We start from the raw sequence: 17,513 nt of genomic DNA, 5'->3' as shown, positions 1-17,513 counted from the left end.
CACAACCGATAAGGAAGACACTATGCAGCTCAACATTACAGGACACAACGTCGAGATCACTCCTGCTATGCGCGACTTCGTTACCACGAAGTTCAGCAAACTGGAGCAGTTTTTCGATAGGATCAACCAGGTCTATATTGTGTTAAAAGTAGAGAAGGTGACGCAAATCGCGGACGCCAATTTGCATGTCAACGGTGGCGAAATCCATGCCAGTGCGGAAGGGCAGGATATGTATGCCGCTATCGATGGTCTTATCGATAAGCTGGCAAGACAGTTAACAAAACATAAAGATAAACTGAAACAACACTAATTGTCCGGGCGATCGCCCTTATCCGCAGCCCGCGGATAAGGGCAGCTCAGGTGAAATTATGATGAACAACGATTCCGCTCTACAACTGAGCAATGTCCTTAACCAGGATTGTACCCGTAGCCAGGTTCACTGCCAGAGCAAGAAACGCGCGCTGGAAATCATCAGCGAACTGGCGGCGAAGCAGCTAGGTTTACCGCCGCAGGTGGTCTTTGAAGCGATCCTGACCCGTGAAAAAATGGGCAGTACCGGGATCGGCAACGGCATTGCGATCCCTCACGGCAAGCTTGAAGAGGATACCCTGCGCGCCGTTGGCGTCTTTGTGCAGCTGGAAACGCCGATCGCCTTCGATGCGATCGACAATCAGCCGGTCGATCTGCTGTTTGCGCTACTGGTGCCGGCCGATCAAACCAAAACCCATCTGCATACGCTCTCGCTGGTCGCCAAACGTCTGGCGGACAAAACCATCTGCCGTCGCCTGCGCGCTGCGGTGAGCGATGAAGAGTTGTATGAGATCATCACCGAAGCAGGAAGCAGCGATGACGCTTAACGTGAGTCGCGACTTAACCTTTATCGTACTGAGGAGAAACGGTACATGGTACTGATGATCGTCAGCGGCCGCTCTGGCTCGGGGAAATCCGTCGCCCTGCGAGCGCTGGAAGATATGGGCTTCTACTGTGTGGATAACCTGCCGGTAGTGCTGTTGCCTGAGCTGGCGCGAACGCTGGCCGACCGCGATATCTCCGCGGCCGTCAGCATTGACGTGCGTAATATGCCGGAATCACCGGAAATCTTTGAACAAGCGATGCAGAATCTGCCGGAATCCTTCTCCCCGCAGCTGCTGTTCCTTGATGCCGACCGCAACACCCTGATCCGCCGTTACAGCGATACCCGCCGCTTGCATCCGCTCTCCAGCAAGAATCTGTCGCTCGAAAGCGCGATCGACGAAGAGAGCGATCTGCTCGAGCCGCTGCGCTCCCGTGCGGATCTGATCGTCGATACTTCCGAAATGTCGGTGCATGAACTGGCCGAGATGCTGCGTACTCGCCTGTTAGGTAAACGCGAGCGTGAATTGACGATGGTGTTTGAATCATTCGGCTTCAAACACGGTATCCCTATCGATGCCGATTACGTCTTTGACGTCCGCTTCCTGCCAAACCCGCACTGGGATCCAAAGCTGCGCCCGATGACCGGCCTCGATAAACCGGTTGCCGCCTTCCTCGATCGCCATACGGAAGTGCATAACTTTATTTATCAGACGCGTAGCTATCTTGAGCTATGGTTGCCAATGCTGGAAACCAATAACCGCAGCTATTTGACGGTGGCCATTGGTTGTACCGGCGGTAAGCATCGCTCGGTCTATATTGCCGAACAGCTGGCTGACTACTTCCGCTCGCGCGGTAAGAACGTACAATCTCGTCACCGGACGCTGGAAAAACGTAAATCATGACCGTCAAGCAAACCGTTGAAATCACCAACAAGCTGGGCATGCACGCGCGCCCGGCAATGAAGCTTTTCGAGCTGATGCAGAATTTCGATGCGGAAGTATTGCTACGCAACGACGAAGGCACGGAGGCGGAAGCCAACAGCGTTATCGCCCTGCTGATGCTGGATTCCGCCAAAGGACGCCAAATTGAGGTTGAAGCCAGCGGCCCGCAGGAAGTCGAAGCGCTGGCGGCGGTGATTGCGCTGTTCAATGCCGGGTTTGATGAAGACTAATCATCTCCCGGCGGGATCGCGGTTAATGCAGCTTATTGGCCTGCATAAAGCCTTCGCCGCCTAACTGACGCATCTGGCGCAGGATCCACGCCTGTCGGCTGCGAACATAGCCTGACGGCGCATCGGCGCGAAACCGAATCGGATTCGGTAATACCGCCGCCAGCAGCGCGGCCTCTGCAGGGGTTAAACGGCTGGCCGGCTTATGAAAATAGCGCTGGGCCGCCGCTTCAACACCAAAAATACCGTCGCCAAACTCGGCAATATTCAAGTACACGGTGAGAATGCGTTTCTTGCTCCAGACCGTTTCGATACCGACGGTCAAGCCCACTTCCAGCCCCTTGCGCAACCAGCTACGGCCATCCCATAAAAACAGGTTTTTCGCCGTCTGCTGAGAGAGCGTCGACGCGCCGCGAATTCGATTTTCATTCCGTTCGTTGTGCGCCAGCGCTTTTTCGATTGCCGGCACGTCAAAACCCCAGTGGTCGGGGAATTTCTGATCTTCAGCGGCAATCACCGCCAGCCCCATCCAGGGGGAAATCTCGTCCATCCCAACCCAATCAGAATGGGCGACATAATGAAAATCACCGGAGAACCAGGCGCTAACCTGGCGCTCCAGCATCACCGCTGAGAACGGCACCGGCAGGGCGCTGAATAAGGCGATACCGCCGCCCCAGAACACCACGCAGATAAGCGCCAGGCGTAACAGCAGGCGCTTGATCATCGCCAGCGGCGCAACACGCTTACTCATTCAGCGAGAACCAGTACGCGATCGACCAGTTTCTCAATACCGCTGGCGGCCTCGGCAATATTCTGCGCCAGCATATAAGCAGGCGTAGTCACTACTTTGTTGTCTTCATCGACCACGATGTCGTCAACCGGGCACGGCACGTGCTCCGCGCCCATCTCTTCCAGCACCTCGGCAGTATCCGGATCGGTACCGATGGTTATCCGCAGCGGCGTCGGGAAAATCTTCGGCAACAGCGCCGGTGCGATACACATAAAGCCCAGCGGCTTACCCGCTTCGTGCATCGCCAGCGTTAGCGTCTGCAAATCGCGGTCAACCGCGCACTCACTCCCCTGGGCGGCAAAATTACTCAGGTTTTTCGCCGCGCCAAAGCCGCCGGGCACAATCAGCGCATCCAGCTCGTCCGCGCGGGCGCTGGCCAAAGGCTGAATAGCGCCGCGCGCCAGGCGCGCCGCTTCAATCAGCACGTTGCGGCTTTCCGCCATCGTTTCGCCGGTCAGATGGTTGATCACGTCGCTTTGCGCCTTATCCGGCGCAAAGCAAACCGCCTGCGCGCCGCGACGCGCAATGGCCAACAGGGTAATGACCGCTTCATGAATTTCTGCGCCGTCGTAAACGCCGCAGCCGCTTAGTACCACGCCAATCTTCTTCATCTTGCTAACCCCTTAGCGCAACTCTATGAAACAAGTAAATAATTTTGATTTACTCGCTATGCTTCACATATTTTACCGATTCACGTAACAAAATATTTATGGTTTGCTATCTTAATGAGCGAGCAAGCCAAATCCTCAGGTTGCGCCGTGTAAAAAAATCACTCGAACAATCCTGGCTCAACAACCAGTTCCCTGGTGTTGGCGCAGTATTCGCGCACCCCGGTTTATCCGGGGTCATTTTTTATCCGCCGCCGCAATCCAGGCCTTCAGTACCGCAACATCGTTTTGCCACTCGGATTTCATCTCTTCTACCCACTCGCCGACGTTGTCTTCCCAGGCGGGTAAATCTGGCGTTTGGATCTGCTGCCCTAATTGCTGGATATGGCGCAAGCCTATCGACCCCGCCGCGCCCTTAATTTTATGGCCTTCATCGACGATACCTTTCTGGTCGCGCGCGGTGAGATTCGATTCCAGCACGGACATGTAGCCCGGCATCATCTTCTCGAACACCGCCAGCCCGTCGGTAATCAGCTTCGGCCCCACCAGCTCGATATATTGTTCCAGCATGTCGGTATCCAGTACCGATGCCGATTTCGCCACATCCACCGCGGGCGGCTCATGGCCATCGTCTTCCGGCGCATCCCAGAATTTCTTGATGATCGCGGTTAACGCCGGTACCGACAGCGGCTTGCTCAGCACATCGTCCATGCCGGCATCAAGGTACTCTTTTTTGTCCTTCAGGACATTGGCGGTCAGCGCCACCAGCGGCGGCAGCTCATCGGCGGCATAGCGTTGTTTTAGCTGTCGCGAGATATCGAGGCCGGTCATGTCCGGTAGCTGAATGTCCAGCAGCACCAGGTCGTATTCGCCGGGTTCGAACATCTCCAGCGCGGCTTTACCGGTCATCGCCACGTCCACGCTGTTGCCCAATTTTTCCAGCACCGAACGGGCGACAATCACGTTCAGTTCGATATCTTCCACCAGCAGCACGTTCAGCGCCGGCAGCGGCATATCGTCTTCGGCCAGCGTATCTTCGACTTCATCAGCCACCGCCTGCGCGTGTACGGTCAGGGTAAACGTCGCCCCCTGCCCCGGCTGGCTGGTCACGCTGATATCGCCGCCCATATTACGCGCCAGACGGCGCGACACCGCCAGGCCAATCCCGGTACCGGTTGCCGGTTTACCGCCGTGGCTGTCTTTCACCTGATAATACATGGCGAAAATTTTGTCCTGCTCCGCCTGCGGGATACCGATACCGGAGTCCTCGACTTCGAAGTGCAGCATATCGCCTTCGTCATAGCGGACGCGCACGGTGACATTGCCCTGTTGGGTAAACTTCACCGCATTGCTGATCAGGTTCCACAGGATCTGCCGCAGGCGCGTACCATCAGTTACCACTTTATGCGGCAGCGGCTGGGTTGGCTCCATCACAAAGCGTAAACCTTTCTGCTGCGCCTGCAGGCCTGAGAGGTTTTCCAGGTCGGCAAGGAAGCTGGTGAAGTCCACTTCCTGATTATCGAGCTGCACTTTACGCCGCTCCATTTTATCCATGTCGATAATATCATTGAAGATATTCCCCAGCGTCACCGCTGAAACATGGATAGTTTTCAGATATTTTTCCTGCTCGTTGGTCAGTTCAGTATCCAGCAGGATGCGGCTGAGCCCAACGATGCCGTTGAGCGGCGTACGCAGCTCGTGGCTGATGGTTGAGATAAAGGTGGTCTTGTCCCGGCTGGCGCGCTCCAGCGCGTCCTGATAGCGCTTACGCTCGGTAATATCGCGGCCAAAGCCCATAAGGCCACGGCGCTTGCCCACGCGGTCATAGTAGGGGACCTTGCGGATCTCAAAGCAGGCTTTACGCCCATCGGGATAATCGAGCCATTGTTCGTAGGTTAGCGAGACATTGTGGCGGAAGACTTTCTCATCGGTCTCCAGCACTTTTACCGCGGCTTCTTCGCTATAGACATCCTGCGGCTTGAGGTGAATCAGCTGCTTTTCGCTTTTTCCGGTCAACAATTCCATCGCCCGGTTACAGCCGGAGAACTCCTTATCTTCGTTACGATAGAAAACCAGATCCGGTGAGGCATCAAGGAAAGAGCGCAGGAAGGAGGACTGTTGTTCTAGCTGAATCTGCGTCTCTTCACGCTCTTTCATCTCTATTTTCAGCTGTTCCAGCGTGGTTTCACGTTCCGCTTCCGCTTTCTCACGTTCGCCAATTTCCTGATTCAACTGGGCGATATTGTCCTTGAGCTGCACGTTAAGCTTAAGATCGCGCTCGCGCATCTCTTCCAGCTTTTCCACCAGCCGCGAGAGTCGCTGGCGCGACTCTTCCAGTTGTTCGACCACCACCGACAGAAAATAGACCGCCCAGGGGGTAATCAGCAGCCCGAAGAATATAGAGCGGATAACATCGATACTCTCAACCTGCCCATGCAGCACCATCGTGACGGCCATCTGCACCACGATAGCCAGCACCACCAGCGCCAGAGCCAACAGCATTGAAAAGCGCACCAGACCTAACTTCATCATCAGATCGACATAGTACTGCGCCAGCATACGAATTTGCTTCATGAGGGATTCCTTATCGCCAACTCCGCACAATAATACCCAATTCTGAACATTACGCTGTAAGTTGTGCAAAAAATGCGGCGGTAATCAGCCGTTAAGGAAGTGGAACATCAGGCGGGCAGGACCCACGGCGTCCCCAATGCCGACCCCTGAACGCCATGGGTATTAAGGTATTTGTCCAACTCGACCATACCGGTCCAGCGGTTTTCGCACCACAGCGGCGCCAGGAGCGTCGGGCGACGGGCGCTGGCCGAGATGCGATGATAAATCACCTCCGGCGGGGTATGGCGAATCATCTCACCGGCGGTGACCGTATAATCATCCAGCGCAATACCGTTCAGGCGCCCCGCCTGCCAGGCTTTCGCCATGATGCTGCCGGTCACGATGTGCAACGGGTGCAGCTTGATGCCATCGACCCCGGTTTCGACTACCCGTTGCAAGGTTTGCAGGCACTGCTGCTGGGATTCGCCCGGCAGGCCGACGATAAGATGCGCGCAGACCTTTAATCCGCGCTCGCGCGCCAGTCGGGTGGTGCGCTGGTAGCAGGCAAAGTCATGGCCGCGATTGATACGATGCAGCGTTTTATCATGCGCGGTCTGCAATCCCAGCTCCAGCCAGATTTCATAGCCCTGCTCCCGATATTCGCTGAGCAGATCCAGCACCGCATCGGGAACGCAGTCGGGACGGGTGCCGACGCACAGCCCAACGATATTCGCCTGGCTCACCGCCTGCTGATACATTGAACGCAGCAGCTGTACTTCGGCAAAGGTGCTGGTGTAGGCCTGGAAATAAGCAAGGTAGCGTTTCGCTCGGTTAACCAACTGCGCCTGGTGCGCCAGTTGATCGTGAATCGAACGGTACTGCTGGGCTTCGTCGGCGAAGGAGGCGACATTACAAAATGTGCAGCCGCCGCGGCCGATTGTGCCATCGCGATTCGGGCAGCTAAATCCACCATGCAGCGTCAGTTTATGTACCTTTTCGCCGTAGCGGCGCGTAAGATCCCCACCAAACATGTTGACTAATTTTTGTAACTGCATAATCTGATAGACCGGCCTCAAGAAAGGGGCCAAGCCTGCCATTTTTAGCCTCCGACGGCGATGACCTGGATCAATCGTCAGCGCGGCCGCTTACCTCATTGCATAATCAATCAAAATAAACGCAGTTTCATTCACGCCCGCGGTAATAACATTTACTTATACTTCAATACTGAGTTTCAATTATCTTTGACGCAGCAAAAAACAGTTTTATTTCCTGCCATTAAGAACACCAGCAGTCAAATGCTCTGCTATAAAAAAACAATTCAGCACAGAAAGGTAATCTTAGGCTGCGTATATAGTGAGACAGATCACACTAGATTACGCATCCCTGAGAGTTTATATGCCTTTAAAAAAACAACAATTCTTTTTAAAATCATAATATTAAACACCTCTTAGCACACTTTTGTATAAATAAGATTGCCATTTGACGTAAGTGTGGATTCTCGATAAGTTGGGAATCCGCTGGAAGCTTTCTGGATGAGCGCTCTGCTCATCATATTTATGCAGTAATTGAGATTCCCTCTTAATAGCAAGTCCTCAAACTTGTGTACCGATGCGAAAAGGATTTAAAGAGGGCGAATGCGAGGTAGGCAAAGATGCCCTTACCCCGTCGCCATGCTCTTGCTGTGCCTTGCGCGCAATCGATTAAGGGGGCGTCCCGTAGAGCCTGGGGAGGTTCACTGATATGTTGTACGACAAATCCCTTGAGCGGGATAACTGTGGTTTCGGCCTGATCGCCCACATAGAAGGCGAACCTAGCCACAAGGTAGTGCGCACCGCTATACACGCACTGGCCCGAATGCAGCACCGCGGCGCGATCCTTGCCGATGGTAAAACCGGCGACGGTTGCGGCCTGCTGTTACAAAAACCCGATCGTTTCTTCCGGATTGTGGCGGAAGAGCGCGGCTGGCGCTTAGCCAAAAACTACGCCGTCGGGATGCTGTTCCTGAATAAAGACCCCGAGCTGGCAAGCGCTGCGCGCCGTATCGTTGAAGAAGAGCTGCAACGCGAAACATTGTCTATCGTTGGCTGGCGCGATGTGCCAACTAACGAAGGCGTACTCGGTGAAATCGCCCTCTCCTCGCTGCCTCGTATTGAACAAATTTTTGTTAACGCCCCGGCAGGCTGGCGTCCGCGCGATATGGAACGCCGTCTGTTCATCGCCCGCCGTCGCATTGAAAAGCGCCTGCAGGAAGACAAAGATTTCTACGTTTGTAGCCTGTCGAACCTGGTTAATATCTATAAAGGTCTGTGTATGCCGGCGGATCTGCCGCGCTTCTACCTGGACCTCGCGGACCTGCGCCTGGAATCCGCCATCTGCCTGTTCCACCAGCGCTTCTCCACCAATACCGTGCCGCGCTGGCCGCTGGCGCAGCCGTTCCGCTATCTGGCGCACAATGGTGAAATCAATACCATCACCGGTAACCGCCAGTGGGCCCGCGCCCGTACCTATAAATTCCAGACCCCGCTGATCCCCGATCTGCATGACGCCGCGCCGTTCGTCAATGAAACCGGCTCTGATTCAAGCTCGATGGATAATATGCTGGAACTGCTGCTGGCAGGCGGGATGGATATCGTCCGCGCGATGCGCCTGCTGGTACCGCCAGCCTGGCAGAATAACCCGGACATGGATCCGGAGCTGCGCGCGTTCTTCGACTTTAACTCCATGCATATGGAGCCGTGGGACGGCCCGGCGGGCATCGTCATGTCCGACGGCCGCTACGCCGCCTGTAACCTCGACCGTAACGGTCTGCGTCCGGCGCGCTACGTCATCACTAAAGACAAACTCATCACCTGTGCGTCTGAAGTCGGTATCTGGGACTACCAGCCGGATGAGGTGATGGAAAAAGGCCGCGTTGGGCCTGGCGAGCTGATGGTCATCGATACCCGCAGCGGGCGTATTCTGCACTCGGCGGAAACCGATAACGATCTGAAAAGCCGCCATCCGTACAAAGAGTGGATGGAGAAAAACGTCCGCCGTCTGGTGCCGTTCGAAGACCTGCCGGAAGAAGAAGTCGGCAGCCGTCAGTTGGATGATGACACGCTCGCCAGCTACCAGAAACAGTTTAACTACAGCGCCGAAGAGCTGGACTCCGTCCTGCGCGTCCTTGGGGAAAACGGCCAGGAAGCGGTCGGTTCGATGGGCGATGATACCCCATTCGCCGTGCTCTCCAGCCAGCCGCGTATCATTTATGATTATTTCCGCCAGCAGTTCGCCCAGGTGACAAACCCGCCTATCGATCCGCTGCGTGAAGCGCACGTGATGTCGCTGGCTACCAGTATCGGCCGTGAAATGAACGTCTTCTGCGAAGCGGAAGGCCAGGCGCACCGCCTGAGCTTCAAATCGCCGATCCTGCTGTACTCCGACTTTAAACAGCTGACCACCATGGAAGAGGAGCACTATCGCGCCGACACCCTGGATATTACCTTTGATGCCAACGAAACCACGCTGGCCGAGACGGTAAAAGCGCTGTGCGATAAAGCGGAACAGATGGTACGTAACGGCACCGTACTGCTGGTGCTGTCCGACCGCAACATCGCGAAAGACCGTCTGCCGGTACCGGCGCCGATGGCCGTTGGCGCCATCCAGACGCGCCTCGTCGATAAGAGCCTGCGCTGCGACGCTAACATCATCGTCGAAACCGCCAGCGCCCGCGATCCGCACCACTTTGCGGTGCTGCTGGGCTTTGGCGCGACGGCTATCTATCCATATCTTGCCTATGAAACCCTGGCGAAGCTGGTGGATAGCAAAGCTATCGATAAAGAATACCGTACGGTGATGCTGAACTACCGTAACGGCATCAACAAAGGCCTGTACAAAATCATGTCGAAGATGGGGATCTCGACCATCGCCTCCTACCGCTGCTCGAAGCTGTTCGAAGCGGTCGGTCTGCATCGCGACGTGGCCGACCTCTGCTTCCAGGGCGTAGTGAGCCGCATCGGCGGCGCCGGTTTCGACGACTTCCAGCAGGACCTGCTGAATCTGTCGAAACGCGCATGGCTGGCGCGTAAACCGCTGGCTCAGGGCGGTTTGCTGAAATATGTCCACGGCGGCGAATATCACGCCTACAACCCGGACGTCGTTCGCACCCTGCAGCAGGCGGTTCAGAGCGGCGAATACCGTGATTATCAGGAATACGCGAAGCTGGTTAACGAACGCCCGGCAGCCACGCTGCGCGATCTGCTGGCGCTCAACCCAGGCGATGAAGCCGTTAGCATCAATGAGGTGGAATCAGCGAAAGAGCTGTTTAAACGCTTCGATACCGCGGCCATGTCGATCGGCGCGCTGAGCCCGGAAGCGCATGAATCGCTGGCGGAAGCGATGAACAGCATCGGCGGCTTCTCCAACTCCGGTGAAGGCGGCGAAGACCCTGCGCGCTACGGCACCAACAAAGTCTCGCGTATTAAGCAGGTGGCTTCAGGTCGGTTCGGCGTTACCCCAGCCTACCTGGTGAATGCCGACGTAATCCAGATTAAAGTCGCCCAGGGCGCGAAACCCGGTGAAGGCGGACAGTTGCCGGGTGACAAAGTGACGCCTTATATCGCCAAACTGCGTTATTCGGTACCTGGCGTGACGCTGATCTCCCCGCCGCCGCACCACGATATTTACTCTATCGAAGATCTGGCGCAGCTGATTTTCGACCTCAAGCAGGTCAATCCGAAAGCGATGATTTCCGTCAAACTGGTTTCCGAACCGGGTGTCGGCACTATCGCCACCGGCGTGGCGAAAGCCTACGCAGACCTAATCACTATCGCCGGCTACGATGGCGGCACCGGGGCGAGCCCGCTCTCATCGGTGAAATATGCCGGCTGTCCGTGGGAACTTGGCCTGGTGGAAACCCAGCAGGCGCTGGTCGCCAACGGCCTGCGTCATAAAATTCGCCTACAGGTAGACGGCGGCCTGAAAACCGGCCTCGATATCATCAAAGCGGCGATCCTTGGCGCGGAAAGCTTCGGCTTCGGCACCGGCCCGATGGTCGCGCTGGGCTGTAAATACCTGCGTATCTGTCACCTGAACAACTGCGCCACCGGCGTGGCGACCCAGGATGACAAACTGCGTAAGAACCACTACCACGGCCTGCCATTCAAAGTGACCAACTACTTTGAATTCATCGCCCGCGAAACCCGCGAGCTGATGGCGCAGCTGGGCGTGAAGCGTCTGGTGGACCTGATCGGCCGCACCGACCTGCTGAAAGAACTGGAAGGCTTTACGGCGAAACAGCAGAAACTGGAGCTCGGCAAACTGCTGGAAACCGCTGAGCCGCTGCCAGGCAAGGCGCTGTACTGCACCGAGAGCAACCCGCCGTTCGATAACGGTGTGCTCAACGCGCAGCTGCTGCAGCAGGCGAAGCCGTATGTGGATAACAAACAGAGCAAAACGTTCTGGTTCGATATTCGCAACACCGACCGTTCCGTTGGGGCGTCGCTGTCCGGTTATATCGCCCAGACTCACGGCGACCAGGGGCTGGCCGCCGACCCGATCACCGCCCACTTTAGCGGTACCGCGGGCCAGAGCTTCGGCGTCTGGAACGCCGGCGGCGTTGAGCTGCACCTGACCGGCGACGCCAACGACTACGTGGGTAAAGGCATGGCGGGCGGTCTGCTGTCGATTCGTCCTCCGGTCGGCTCCGCCTTCCGTAGCCATGAAGCAAGCATCATTGGCAACACCTGTCTGTATGGCGCGACCGGCGGTCGTCTGTACGCGGCAGGACGCGCGGGCGAACGCTTTGCGGTACGTAACTCCGGCGCCATCACCGTGGTGGAAGGCATCGGCGACAACGGTTGTGAATACATGACCGGCGGTATTGTCTGTATCCTGGGGAAAACCGGCGTGAACTTCGGCGCAGGTATGACCGGCGGCTTTGCTTACGTCCTGGATGAAGATGGCGACTTCCGTAAACGCGTTAACCCCGAATTGGTGGAAGTTCTGGACGTGGACACGCTGGCTATCCATGAGGAGCACCTGCGCGGCTTAATTACCGAGCACGTCCAGCTTACCGGTTCGCAGCGCGGCGAAGAGATCCTCGCCAACTGGCCGGCCTTCGCGGCGAAGTTTGCGCTGGTTAAACCGAAGTCCAGCGATGTTAAAGCACTGTTGGGTCACCGTAGTCGTTCCGCAGCTGAGCTGCGGGTGCAGGCGCAGTAAGGGGTTAAGATGAGTCAGAACGTATACCAATTTATCGACCTGCAGCGCGTTGATCCGCCAAAGAAACCGCTGAAGATCCGTAAAATTGAATTTGTAGAAATTTACGAACCGTTTTCAGAAGGCCAGGCCAAGGCGCAGGCGGATCGCTGCCTCTCCTGCGGCAACCCGTACTGCGAATGGAAATGTCCGGTGCACAACTACATCCCTAACTGGCTGAAACTGGCCAACGAGGGGCGTATTTTTGAAGCGGCGGAGCTGTCGCATCAGACCAACACCCTGCCGGAAGTCTGCGGACGTGTCTGCCCGCAGGACCGCCTGTGCGAAGGTTCCTGCACCCTGAACGATGAGTTCGGCGCGGTGACCATCGGCAACATTGAACGCTATATCAACGATAAGGCGTTTGAGATGGGCTGGCGCCCGGACTTGTCCGGCGTGAAGCAAACCGGAAAAACCGTCGCCATTATCGGCGCCGGTCCGGCAGGCCTGGCCTGCGCGGATGTGCTGACCCGCAACGGCGTGAAGGCTATCGTCTTCGATCGTCATCCGGAAATCGGCGGTCTGCTGACCTTCGGCATCCCGGCGTTTAAGCTGGAAAAAGAGGTGATGACCCGCCGCCGCGAGATCTTCACCGGCATGGGGATTGAATTCCGGCTCAATACCGAAGTGGGTCGTGACGTCCAGCTCGACGAGCTGCTGAAAGAATACGATGCGGTATTTCTGGGCGTGGGCACCTACCAGTCCATGCGCGGCGGGCTGGAAAACGAAGATGCCAACGGCGTGTATGACGCGCTGCCGTTCCTTATCGCCAACACCAAACAGATCATGGGCTTTGGCGAAACGGCGCACGAACCCTTCGTCAGTATGGAAGGCAAACGCGTGGTAGTTCTCGGCGGCGGCGACACCGCGATGGACTGCGTGCGGACCTCTGTTCGTCAGGGGGCGGCGCACGTTATCTGCGCCTATCGCCGTGACGAAGAAAACATGCCAGGCTCCAAACGTGAAGTGAAAAACGCGCGTGAAGAGGGTGTCGAATTCCAGTTCAACGTCCAGCCGCTGGGCGTGGAAGTGAACGCCAACGGCAAAGTGTGCGGCGTGAAAATGGCGCGCACCGAAATGGGCCAGCCGGATGCGAAAGGCCGCCGCCGCGCGGAAATCGTCGCCGGTTCCGAGCACGTGGTGCCCGCAGACGCGGTGGTGATGGCGTTTGGTTTCCGTCCACACAGCATGGAATGGCTGGCGAAGCATAGCGTCGAGCTGGATTCTCAGGGCCGCATCATCGCCCCGGAAGGCAGCGACAACGCGTTCCAGACCAGCAACCCGAAAATCTTTGCCGGCGGCGATATCGTTCGCGGTTCAGACCTGGTGGTAACGGCGATTGCCGAAGGCCGCAAAGCGGCAGACGGTATCCTCAATTACCTTGAAGTCTGATTAAAGCCTGAGTCTCAGCGCATAAAAGCCCGATGGTTAACGCCACCGGGCTTTTTTATGCTTGATCGTGGTTAAGCGTGGGCAAAAAAACAGGCCCCGGAGGGCCTGTCAGGAATTACTTCACAACGCGCAGCGCCGGACGACCACCGCGCGGCGGCGATGGCGTATCGTCAGGATCGTCATCGTGATTATCCGGCTTATCGCCATCAATCACCGACATCACCGTTTCGTTTTCGCTCTCAGGCGCAACGTCATCATCGTTGAGGCTGCTGACATCTTCGTCATAGGCCGCTTCAGGTTCAAACATCGTTCCTGCGCCGTTCTCACGGGCATAGATAGCGAGTACCGCAGCCAGCGGCACGGAAACGTTGCGCGGTACGCCGCCGAAGCGAGCGTTAAAGCGCACTTCGTCATTCGCCAGTTCCAGATTGCCCACCGCACGCGGCGCAATGTTCAGAACGATTTGGCCGTCGCGAGCGTACTCCATCGGCACGAGAACGCCTGGCAGCGTCACATCGACGACCAGGTGCGGAGTCAGCTGGTTATCCAGCAGCCACTCATAGAACGCCCGCAGCAGGTACGGGCGACGCGGCGTCAGCTGTGATACATCCATTATTTAGCCCCGGCCGAGGCGCATTTCACGCTCGGCTTCAGTTAAAGAAGCGAGGAAAGAATCACGTTCGAAGACGCGAGTCATATAGCCCTTAAGCTCTTTCGCGCCAGCACCCACCAGTTCTACGCCGAGAACCGGCAAACGCCACAGCAGCGGAGCCAGGTAGCAATCGACCAGGCTGAATTCGTCGCTCAGGAAGTAAGGCTTCTGAGTAAAGACCGGCGCAATCGCCTGCAGTTCTTCACGCAGCTGCTTACGAGCGGCATCAGCCTGGGCCGCGGTACCGGTCTGGATGGTATTCATCAGCGAATACCAGTCTTTCTCGATACGTTGCATGTACAGACGGCTTTCACCACGCGCCACCGGGTAAACCGGCATTAGCGGCGGATGCGGGAAACGCTCATCCAGGTATTCCATAATGATGCGGGATTCCCACAGAGTGAGCTCACGATCCACCAGCGTCGGGACGCTTTGATTCGGGTTGAGGTCAATCAGATCCTGAGGCGGGTTATCCTTCTCCACGTGCTCTATCTCAAAACTGACACCTTTTTCGGCCAGCACGATGCGGACCTGATGGCTATAGATGTCAGTAGGACCAGAAAACAGCGTCATTACCGAACGTTTGTTGGCAGCGACAGCCATGAAAACCTCCAGGTATATTCAGAATTTTTACTGCTGCCGACCACGCATGGCCAGCCAGATGTATAAACCCCATTCGCACGGCGACGATATGTTCATTGATTAACTAAAAAATGAACAACCACCAGCATTTGGGCAGAAAATTGGATGATAGTTTACCAGATTTTGCGGACGTTGTGGTGAGGGTATTCTGGAAATGCTGAAAAAGTGGTAAGAACAGACCATTTCTTTGTGGATAACAGCCGTTTTATCCATAAAAAAACCCGCCGAAGCGGGTTTTTTCGCAAATTGTTCTGCGTGAGCAGAAAACAATTAACGTTTGGAGAACTGCGGACGACGACGTGCTTTACGCAGACCGACTTTCTTACGTTCAACCTGACGAGCGTCACGAGTAACGAAGCCAGCTTTACGCAGTTCAGAACGCAGGGACTCGTCGTACTCCATCAGAGCGCGGGTGATACCGTGACGGATCGCACCAGCCTGACCAGAGATACCACCACCTTTAACAGTGATGTACAGATCCAGTTTCTCAACCATGTCGACCAGTTCCAGCGGCTGACGAACTACCATGCGGGCAGTTTCACGACCGAAGTACTGTTCCAGCGAACGCTGGTTGATTACGATTTTGCCGTTGCCCGGTTTGATGAAAACGCGAGCTGCGGAACTTTTGCGGCGACCAGTGCCGTAGTATTGATTTTCAGCCATTGCCTATAATCCCGATTAGATGTCAAGAACTTGCGGTTGCTGTGCCGCGTGGTTGTGCTCGTTACCAGCGTAAACTTTCAGTTTACGGTACATAGCACGACCCAGCGGGCCTTTTGGCAGCATGCCTTTAACCGCGATTTCAATCACACGCTCAGGACGGCGGGCAATCATCTCTTCAAAGGTCGCTTCTTTGATACCACCGATGTGGCCGGTGTGGTGGTAGTACATTTTGTCTTCGCGCTTGTTGCCGGTTACAGCAACTTTTTCTGCGTTCAGAACGATGATGTAATCACCAGTATCAACGTGCGGAGTGTATTCCGCTTTGTGCTTACCGCGCAGGCGACGAGCCAGTTCAGTAGCCAGACGGCCCAGAGTTTTACCGGTCGCGTCAACAACATACCAGTCGCGTTTTACGGTTTCTGGTTTAGCTGTAAAAGTTTTCATTAAAAGCTTACCCAAATAAATAAGTTACACGTTGGTGAACACCCAAACGTTTAGTCAGTTGAGGTTCACACGACAAAGTCCGGCAAACCTACCCCTTCGAATAGCCTATGCCAGCACATAGAAGATTTCGGGAAAAAAAACCTTCTCGTAACGTGGGGTCGCAAGATTATAGAGAAGTAGGGGCCAAAGATCGACCCCTTTATGTGATTTGCAGCAGGTTTTTCTCAGCGTGAGAAGAAGGCTGGATTCAGGGCATGTGCGGCTGCTTCAGATACTCTTCGCTTTGCATTTCCTGCAGGCGCGATAAACAGCGCTGGAACTCAAATTTCAGGCGTTCGCCCTGATAGATCTCATACAGCGGTACCGCCGCGCTGACCACCAGCTTCACGTGGCGTTCGTAGAATTCATCCACCAGCGCGATAAAGCGCCGCGCTTCGCTCTCGAGCTGCGTCGTCATCACCGGCACATCGAACAACATCACGGTGTGGAACAGGCGTGACAGCGCGATGTAATCATGCTGGCTGCGCGCATCCACGCACAGAGTATCAAACGACGCCGCCAGGGTCTGGTTTTCCACGCCCAACGTCGGCAGCGGCCGGTGGTTAATTGCCAGCGTCGGCATCTGCTCGCGTTTGGCCCCCGCCAGCGCCAACCAGAGCTTATCCATTTGCTGGCTGGTCTCGCCATTGAGCGGCGACAGCCACAGATGCGCCTGGGTCAACGTGCGCAGGCGGTAATCAATCCCTGCATCCACGTTCATAATGTCGCAGTGCTGTTTGATGGCGTCTATCGCTGGCAGGAAACGCGCGCGTTGCAGACCATTGCGGTAGAGTTCGTCCGGCGGGATGTTCGAGGTAGCGACCAGCGTAATCCCACGCGAGAACAGCGCTTTCATTAAGCCGCCGAGCAGCATGGCATCGGTGATGTCGGAGACAAAAAACTCGTCAAAGCACAACACATCGGTTTGCGCTTTAAAGCGATCGGCAACGATCTCCAGCGGGTCACTATGCCCCTGCAGGGTGGTTAACTCTTCGTGCACGCGCAACATAAAGCGATGGAAATGCAGGCGCTGTTTACGTTCGCCCGGCAGGCTTTGATAAAACATATCCATCAGCCAGGTTTTACCGCGCCCCACGCCGCCCCACATATACAGGCCACGCACGGCGGTTGCTTCCGCCGTCGGTTCGCGCTTGCCGAGTAGTTTGCTGAATTTCGCCCGCAGACCGCCGCCCGCGGGCGCTGCGGCTACAGGTTTTTCCTGCAGTTCACGATAGATGGTATCGAGGCGGCTGACCGCTTCTTGTTGCACGTCGTCAGGTTGATGGCTGCCCTCTTTGAGAGCTAAAAGGTAACGCGATGTTGGGGACAGGCTTTGCATGATCTTATTGTTATTCCTTGAAAACCGTGGCGCCGTGACGCACGATTGACGAAAAAAAGGCGGTTCTACAGTACGCGATGATACGCCAGGATTCCACTTCTGTGGAATTAGCGGTTATAGTGGCACTATCG

General features: G+C 56.0%; 15 protein-coding genes. 6 read left to right on the top strand and 9 right to left on the bottom strand.

Annotated elements, in window-relative coordinates:
• The first annotated feature begins 22 nt into the window (after positions 1-22).
• From hpf to npr, 4 genes are read left to right on the top strand one after another with little or no spacing between them, the layout of a single operon-like run.
• Positions 23-310, top strand: a complete 288-nt coding sequence (gene hpf / locus PGR10_RS10195; protein WP_004125711.1) for a ribosome hibernation promoting factor — start codon at positions 23-25, stop codon at positions 308-310.
• Between the two features lie 58 nt (positions 311-368).
• Complete coding sequence (gene ptsN / locus PGR10_RS10190) at positions 369-857, top strand: PTS IIA-like nitrogen regulatory protein PtsN (protein WP_015369492.1); 489 nt, start codon at positions 369-371, stop codon at positions 855-857.
• A gap of 45 nt (positions 858-902) precedes the next feature.
• Complete coding sequence (gene rapZ, locus PGR10_RS10185; protein WP_015369491.1) at positions 903-1,757, top strand: RNase adapter RapZ; 855 nt, start codon at positions 903-905, stop codon at positions 1,755-1,757.
• On the top strand, positions 1,754-2,026 hold the full coding sequence (npr, locus tag PGR10_RS10180; protein ID WP_002918431.1) for a PTS phosphocarrier protein NPr: 273 nt from the start codon (positions 1,754-1,756) through the stop codon (positions 2,024-2,026). Before rapZ ends, npr begins: the two co-directional genes overlap by 4 nt.
• Positions 2,027-2,048: 22 nt before the next feature.
• Here the strand turns inward: npr and mtgA are convergent, their stop codons facing one another.
• The 4 genes from mtgA to PGR10_RS10160 all read right to left on the bottom strand — a co-directional run bounded on the left by mtgA (position 2,049) and on the right by PGR10_RS10160 (position 7,029).
• Positions 2,049-2,774: a monofunctional biosynthetic peptidoglycan transglycosylase gene (mtgA, locus tag PGR10_RS10175; protein WP_430923435.1), complete on the bottom strand. Its 726-nt coding sequence runs from the start codon at positions 2,772-2,774 to the stop codon at positions 2,049-2,051.
• Entirely contained in the window at positions 2,771-3,424 is a 654-nt protein-coding gene (elbB, locus tag PGR10_RS10170; RefSeq protein ID WP_213316676.1) for an isoprenoid biosynthesis glyoxalase ElbB, read from the bottom strand. The genes mtgA and elbB overlap by 4 nt, the downstream gene beginning before the upstream one ends.
• A gap of 234 nt (positions 3,425-3,658) precedes the next feature.
• Complete coding sequence (arcB, locus tag PGR10_RS10165; protein WP_087859934.1) at positions 3,659-5,995, bottom strand: aerobic respiration two-component sensor histidine kinase ArcB; 2,337 nt, start codon at positions 5,993-5,995, stop codon at positions 3,659-3,661.
• Positions 5,996-6,102: 107 nt separating this feature from the next.
• Positions 6,103-7,029: a TIGR01212 family radical SAM protein gene (locus tag PGR10_RS10160; RefSeq protein ID WP_430923434.1), complete on the bottom strand. Its 927-nt coding sequence runs from the start codon at positions 7,027-7,029 to the stop codon at positions 6,103-6,105.
• A 685-nt stretch (positions 7,030-7,714) separates the two neighbouring features.
• Here PGR10_RS10160 and gltB point away from each other — a divergent pair.
• Together gltB and gltD are read left to right on the top strand one after the other, a co-directional pair.
• Positions 7,715-12,175 (top strand): glutamate synthase large subunit, encoded by a 4,461-nt coding sequence (gene gltB / locus PGR10_RS10155; RefSeq protein WP_271032057.1) that lies wholly within the window; start codon positions 7,715-7,717, stop codon positions 12,173-12,175.
• Between the two features lie 9 nt (positions 12,176-12,184).
• A complete protein-coding gene (gltD, locus tag PGR10_RS10150) occupies positions 12,185-13,603 on the top strand; it encodes a glutamate synthase subunit GltD (RefSeq protein WP_087859936.1) in 1,419 nt (472 codons plus the stop codon).
• Positions 13,604-13,718: 115 nt separating this feature from the next.
• On the opposite strand, the gene sspB is transcribed toward gltD, so the two are convergent.
• The 5 genes from sspB to zapE form a co-directional block, all read right to left on the bottom strand.
• Positions 13,719-14,216 (bottom strand): ClpXP protease specificity-enhancing factor, encoded by a 498-nt coding sequence (sspB, locus tag PGR10_RS10145; RefSeq protein WP_430923433.1) that lies wholly within the window; start codon positions 14,214-14,216, stop codon positions 13,719-13,721.
• A gap of 3 nt (positions 14,217-14,219) precedes the next feature.
• Positions 14,220-14,858 carry a stringent starvation protein SspA gene (gene sspA, locus PGR10_RS10140; protein WP_015369483.1) on the bottom strand — a complete coding sequence of 213 codons (639 nt, stop codon included), beginning with the start codon at positions 14,856-14,858 and terminating at the stop codon, positions 14,220-14,222.
• Between the two features lie 309 nt (positions 14,859-15,167).
• Complete coding sequence (rpsI, locus tag PGR10_RS10135; RefSeq protein WP_000829818.1) at positions 15,168-15,560, bottom strand: 30S ribosomal protein S9; 393 nt, start codon at positions 15,558-15,560, stop codon at positions 15,168-15,170.
• 15 nt (positions 15,561-15,575) lie between these two features.
• Entirely contained in the window at positions 15,576-16,004 is a 429-nt protein-coding gene (rplM, locus tag PGR10_RS10130) for a 50S ribosomal protein L13 (protein WP_002918559.1), read from the bottom strand.
• Between the two features lie 247 nt (positions 16,005-16,251).
• Complete coding sequence (gene zapE, locus PGR10_RS10125) at positions 16,252-17,382, bottom strand: cell division protein ZapE (RefSeq protein WP_430923432.1); 1,131 nt, start codon at positions 17,380-17,382, stop codon at positions 16,252-16,254.
• Positions 17,383-17,513 lie beyond the last annotated feature (131 nt).

The organism is Klebsiella sp. 141198, assembly GCF_050600785.1.
GTDB classification, from domain to species: domain Bacteria; phylum Pseudomonadota; class Gammaproteobacteria; order Enterobacterales; family Enterobacteriaceae; genus Klebsiella; species Klebsiella aerogenes.
The sequence above is the reverse complement of the archived record's forward strand: the minus strand, read 5'-3'. Positions and strand labels throughout refer to the sequence as shown.